Origin of the sequence: Emticicia sp. W12TSBA100-4 (assembly GCF_040253585.1) — a bacterium.
Classification (GTDB): domain Bacteria; phylum Bacteroidota; class Bacteroidia; order Cytophagales; family Spirosomataceae; genus Emticicia.
In genome coordinates this window covers 1-5,481 of the sequence record NZ_JBELAU010000039.1, presented here as the reverse complement: position 1 = coordinate 5,481, position 5,481 = coordinate 1, and the positions used below count along the sequence as shown (strand labels likewise).

Here is a 5,481-nt window from a genome sequence, read left to right as displayed (position 1 = left end):
AATGAATGGAAATAAAAAATAATGTCTTCAGTTTTGTCTGTCTGAAAAATGGGGTACTTACATGGCCCATTAATGAACGATAACAGGCCCCCCAACTCGTTGGGGGGGCGAAAGTGAGGAATTAGAAGTACAAATGTTCAATTTAGCACAAATGTTGATTGGAATTCTAATGCTCAAATTAAGTACAATTGCCCCACTTTTGCAAAACCCCTGTAACCTGCTGGCGTTTTTCTGGTCTTCTATTCCATTAAAATTTATAACTATAACCAAGCCTTATTACTTGTGTTTCGTAATAGTCATTACTTGTATAATTAAAACCTTGTCCTTTGATTTCTTTTTTGATAATCATTGTGTTTAGCAAATCTGTTGCGTTAAAAAATAGTTCGCTTTTCCCTTTTTGAATTGCTTTTTTAAGTCCAAGGTCTAATGAGAAACGTGATTTTATTTTTCCTTGTGGAATAATGTCTGGTGCTAAATAAATAGCAGTTAGTTGTGCATCAATGTTTTTAGGAAAATGAAACGTATTGTTCAATTTTATATTTCCTGAAAATATCTCTTGTTTGTCTGCTGAAAATGTATGTGTAGTAGGATATTTGTTTTCAACTGTAAACGCATCAATGTGATTTCTGTATGCATTTAGATTAATATTGAAGGCGTACAATTTAGAAATTTCTTGTGCTAAAACCATTTCAACTCCTGTGTTATAACTCTTATTTACGTTTTGAAATGTTGCATAAATTAAATTACTTGGCGGAACAATACTTGAAATTCGTGTAATTGTTCCGTCAGCAAATCGGTGATAAATGGCGTTGTATAAACTTCCTTTTTCCCAACTTTTTTTATAGCCCAATTCTATCGAATTTGTAAATTGTGGTCGCAATGCTGGATTTCCTACTTTTATAATTTCGGCATCGTCATATTTTGGAAAAATACGAATATCCACTTCGTTGGGTCGGTCAACTCTTCTGTTGTAGAAAATAGAAACTTTGTTATTGTCGTTAATTTTGTATGCCAAACGTAGATTAGGAAATGGTTGTGTGTAATTATAACCATCACTTTTATAAACTATATGATTTGGATTTACATCATACTGAATTTTTACATACTCAATTCTTAAACCTAGTTCGGCGTCCCATTTTTTATTTTCAAAAATGTAGTTTCCATAAACAGCAGGAATCAATTCTTTGTAAGTTGCCCAACCACCTGCATTGGTGTCTAAAACTGAATTTACACCTGGAATAAATTGCATATTTGTAGGTATATTTCTGTTACGAAATTTTATGCCTGTTTCTATTCTTCCATATTTTAATGGTTTTATGTAATCAAAATTAAAGTCATAAACTTGTTCGTCTGACAATAATTTAAACGCATCTGTTCCTGTGGAAGTTTGTAAATAATTATCGTAAAAATATTTTTCATCTTCTCTGTGAAACGTGTAATTGAAACCCATATTTAACAAATGTCCTGCTTCTTTAAATTTGTGTTGATAGTTGGCTGTTGCCATCCAAGTAGTTTTAAGTTCATCTTCTAAAAATTGCCAAAGTCTTTTTCGTTGAGATATATCGCCATTAAAAAAGGGTTGGTCACCTCGGTCAATAATTTTTTCACTACCAAAAAGCCCCGAAATAGTCAATGAATTTTGGTCGTTAATTTCATAATCAATTCCCAATTTTATGGTTGTAAAATGTGTATTTCTATTACGTTTTAATTGCGAATTTATGATTTCGCCATTGTCGTAATTTCTTGTTACAAATTCATTTTTGTTCAGCGTTTCTGTATATAAGTGGTCGCCTTGAAAAAAAACATTGACTTTATTTTTTCTATAATTGAGTGAAACACTTGGATTGATTTTTGGTGTAAATGTATATTGTGGTCTTATGGTTGGCAAATTTTCTTTTCGCACCCAAAGAGAACCTATGCCTGTTGTAAAGCCCAACTTTCCACTTAGCCCATCTTTTTTATTTTTCTTGTAAATAATATTGATAATACCTGCATTTCCATTAGCATCGTATTTTGCAGATGGATTGTTGATAATTTCAATTTTTTCAATGGCCGAAGCAGGAATATTATCTAATCCAGTTTGGTTTCCAAAACCTGTCAATGCTGTTTGTTTGCCATCAATTAATACGGTTACCTTATCGTTTCCACGAAGTTGTACTTTTCCGTCTTGTACGGTTACACTTGGCAAATTTTGCATTGCTTGTAATACCGAACCACCACTTTGACTGATATTATCTTTCAATGAAAATGTTTTTTTATCCATTTTCTCACTTATCTCGGCTGTTTTAGCTGTTACAACAACTTCCTGTAATGAAGTTGATTTTTCTTCTATTTCAATCGTTTTAATATCTAAATATTCTGTCAGATTTCCGACAAATAATGACTGTTTGGTAGTTTTGTAGCCAATGTAAGAAACTTCTAAAAAGTAATTGCCTGATTTTACTTTTGATAATGAAAATCTTCCTTCTTCGTTGGTAGCTGTTCCACTCACAAAAGTGCTGTCCTTTTCGGTTTTCAAAATTACGTTTACAAAAGGTAAAACAGCTTTGCTGTTTTTGTCTTTTATGATTCCTGAAATAGTTACACTCGTTTGTGCATTTGAAAATGAGAAGAATGAAATTTGTAATATCAAAGAGAGTAATACTTTTTTTGATTTTTTTTGTACTGACATATTTGAACAATTTTAAATTAAGCTGCAAAGAACATGAGTAACAACGATTAAATAAAAAAAGATAAGTGCAGAATAATTTATTTGTACAAATTAGTCACTTTGTGAAAGATTGCTTTTGAATTGAGTTGGGGTTGAACCTTTGAATTTCTTGAATATAGCATTAAAAGAAGATTTAGAATTAAAACCTACCTCTGTGGCAATTCCCAAAAGTGTAAATTGATTATTTTGGTCGTTTTCAATGCGTTTTATAAATTCTTCCACTCTGTATCCATTGATAAAATCTTGGAAATTGGTGTTCATATGTTCGTTTAAAACTTCCGAAATATGCTGTTTGGGAATATTGAGTTTTTCTGAAACATCTTGAATAGATAATTTTCCATTTAAGTATAATTTATCTACTTCCATTAAATTAATCAAATCAGACTTATATTGTTCAATTAGTTTTGTGTTCAAATTTGAATTTTTGTATTTGCTTATTTCGTTTTTTGGTAAAATATATTTGTTATTAGTCAATAATTTAAAGGAAATAAAATAGAATAAAAAAGCGACAATCAATAAAAGATAGGTGTTAAAGTTTTGATTACTGAAAAAAGGCAATTCTTTCAATCCAATTATTTTAAGAATATTGTTAACACAAGAAAATATTAATAAAATAACAATGGGGATAACAAAATAAGTTGTCCAGATTCTTCTTTTATTAGTGAAAACGGAATGTAAAATTAAACATATATATAACACAAAGGTTAATTCCAAAAGCACTTCTAAAATTTCAATATATAAGTTGTCTTTGGCTAGGAGAATTTCAAAACCTTCGAGTGTGAAATATAAAATGTTGGGAAGAAAAAACAGTAAATCGGATTTTTTAAACTTTTCCATTCCGTTTTTGTAATATCTAAAAAACAAAAAAAGAAAGGTTGTAAATAAGGTGTTGTCAAAAAGAAACCAATCTATATTTTCAACAAACAAATTGTTGTTGTCATCGCCCAAAATGTAAAGCAAAACTGAGATTAAACATCCAAAGAGCAACCAAAAAGTAGTTTTTTTGTAATCTCTCCGATTTGTAAACAAGACAAAAAGAACAAAAAAACCTTGTATTAAAGAAATGATTTGAATGGTTCGGAGCATTATTTTATTTAAGTTTTTTTGACAAATGAAATAATTGTTGCTTTTTCTTCTGTATGTGTCGTTCTGTACGCTTGCAGGTAATTCTCTAATATACAAAAGTTTTGCGGTCCGCCGAAGCGGTCGTAGTTTTTGCACTATTTGGTATCTTTCAAAGATTATATTGAATTATTCCTGTCGTACTTTTGAGCTATCAAATAAATATCTTTTAGTGAAATATAAAATTGTCGTTTTGTGATACTGAAGTTTAACGGTTTACGGCTTGGCGATGTGGCGGATTTTCAGCACAAAAGTTCAATAGAAGTACTGATGTTGAACCTTGCACAAATGTTTCATAGAAGCACTTCAGCCGCCATATTGTCAAACCGATGTGCCTGTTGCACAACTCAAATATAGGGAGATATTTTTGTAAAAAAGCATGAGAATTATTATTTTTATATATGCAAGGACGCCTAGAAATATCACCGAAAATCTACTATCAAGTTAGTCTGAATGACTTGGTACCACAAGACAATTTCTACCGAAAACTCAATTAGGAATTGGACTTGAACTATTTATATAAAGCTACTGCCCAATATTATGGATGAGAGGGTCAAGAATCTATCGACCCTGTTGTATTTTTTAAAATTCTTTTGGTGGGTTATCTAAATAACATCAATTCAGACCGAAAACTTATTGCCTTCTGTTCAGATAGTCTTGCCATACGCTTGTTTTTGAAATATGATATTGATGAAGTATTGCCATGGCATAGTACGATTAGTCACACACGTCAGCTTTATGGAGAATTGATTTTTTTAGAGTTGTTTCAGCAGATTTGCAGAAATGTGTAGCCAAAGGGATGGTGAAAGGCAAGCGACAAGCCATAGGTAGTGTCTTTATCAAAGCCAACGCCAGTATGGATAACTTGGTTGAAAAAGAAGTAGTAGAAGATGCAAGTGCCTATATAAATCTATATAAATGAGCTTGAAGAAGGTTCGGAGTATAAAGTTACGAGTACACGCAAAAAGTTAGTAGAACAACATCATGAGTGGAAAAAGGAAGAATATAAAGACATGCCAGCCCATACTGACTCAACGAGAGTGGATGAAAATGGCAATTTAATACGCCCTAAATTTTTGAGTAACCATACCCATTATAGTCCAACTGACCCCGATGCGAAAATCTCAGTAAAACCGGGCAAAGCTCGGCAACTAAATTATAGCGGACAAATCGCAGTAGATGACTCTCACCACGTAATCACGGGAGCTTGTGCAAGTACAGCAGGCAGTAAGGACAGCGAGAATTTGGCAGAAAAACTTGACCAAACCATAGAAAATCTTGCAAGTGTAGGTATATCAACCAAATAGCAGCAGATGCGGGATATAGCTCAGGGAAAGCCTTGCAATATTGTGAAGACCGTGGTATTGATGCCTATATTCCCAATTGTGGACAATACAAGCCAGAACGGGAAGGCTTCATTTACAATCCCACACTCAACCAATACGAATGCATACAGGTTGGCGGTCAAGAAGTATATATTACAGCGAAGGAGCACCACTAAATGTAGGGAAACAGCACCACTATTGGTGCAATAAAAAAGCAGATTTGCAAAGTTAAATTAAGAAACGAGATTCGTATTAGATTTTTGTTTTTTTCTCATAGAATCACCCTTTAATTCTATCCGATGGACGTGTTGCATAAGCCTATCC

At 32.4% G+C, this 5,481-nt stretch carries 5 protein-coding genes; 3 read left to right on the top strand and 2 right to left on the bottom strand.

The window, feature by feature from the left end:
* Nucleotides 1–247: 247 nt before the first annotated feature.
* Entirely contained in the window at nucleotides 248–2,671 is a 2,424-nt protein-coding gene (locus ABR854_RS25545) for a TonB-dependent receptor (RefSeq protein ID WP_350268698.1), read from the bottom strand.
* Nucleotides 2,672–2,761: 90 nt separating this feature from the next.
* Entirely contained in the window at nucleotides 2,762–3,796 is a 1,035-nt protein-coding gene (locus ABR854_RS25540; protein ID WP_350268697.1) for a helix-turn-helix domain-containing protein, read from the bottom strand.
* A gap of 599 nt (nucleotides 3,797–4,395) precedes the next feature.
* On the opposite strand from ABR854_RS25540, the gene ABR854_RS25535 reads away from it, so the two are divergent.
* From ABR854_RS25535 to ABR854_RS25525, 3 genes are all read left to right on the top strand, one after another.
* On the top strand, nucleotides 4,396–4,623 hold the full coding sequence (locus ABR854_RS25535; RefSeq protein WP_502881239.1) for a transposase: 228 nt from the start codon (nucleotides 4,396–4,398) through the stop codon (nucleotides 4,621–4,623).
* Nucleotides 4,608–4,754: a hypothetical protein gene (locus tag ABR854_RS25530; RefSeq protein ID WP_350268695.1), complete on the top strand. Its 147-nt coding sequence runs from the start codon at nucleotides 4,608–4,610 to the stop codon at nucleotides 4,752–4,754. Before ABR854_RS25535 ends, ABR854_RS25530 begins: the two co-directional genes overlap by 16 nt.
* 91 nt (nucleotides 4,755–4,845) lie before the next feature.
* Nucleotides 4,846–5,139 carry a hypothetical protein gene (locus tag ABR854_RS25525; protein WP_350268694.1) on the top strand — a complete coding sequence of 98 codons (294 nt, stop codon included), beginning with the start codon at nucleotides 4,846–4,848 and terminating at the stop codon, nucleotides 5,137–5,139.
* Nucleotides 5,140–5,481: the final 342 nt, after the last annotated feature.

Excerpts from the sequence above, each read along its gene's own strand:
- ABR854_RS25545 (WP_350268698.1), bottom strand. The coding sequence starts at position 2,671 with ATGTCAGTACAAAAAAAATCAAAAAAAGTATTACTCTCTTTGATATTA.
- ABR854_RS25525 (WP_350268694.1), top strand. The coding sequence starts at position 4,846 with ATGCCAGCCCATACTGACTCAACGAGAGTGGATGAAAATGGCAATTTA.
- ABR854_RS25540 (WP_350268697.1), bottom strand. The coding sequence starts at position 3,796 with ATGCTCCGAACCATTCAAATCATTTCTTTAATACAAGGTTTTTTTGTT.